This window comes from Phormidium sp. CCY1219 (genome assembly GCF_055795085.1).
Map to the genome: position 1 here is coordinate 1 of NZ_JAYFEQ010000081.1, position 215 is coordinate 215.

General features: G+C 46.5%; 1 protein-coding gene. It reads right to left on the reverse strand.

Features of this window, described 5'->3' with window-relative positions:
* Positions 1–5 precede the first annotated feature (5 nt).
* Positions 6–215: hypothetical protein (locus AC0QH1_RS00515; protein WP_324628780.1), on the reverse strand; the 210-nt coding region annotated here is incomplete at its 5' end.

Consider the following 215-nt stretch of genomic DNA (forward strand, 5'->3'; position numbering starts at 1 on the left):
TGCGGTTATCTCCTCTTTTTGACCAACAACTCGAAGCAGCACAGCTTGCCGGTTTGCAACAAGGTATCCAACAAGGTGTCCAACAAGGTATCCAACAAGGTATCCAACAAGGTATCCAACAAGGTATCCAACAAGGTGTCCAACAAGGTATCCAACAAGGAATCCAACAGGGAGAACGTCAAGTTGTGGAGAATTTGTTGCGGGTTCGGTTTGGA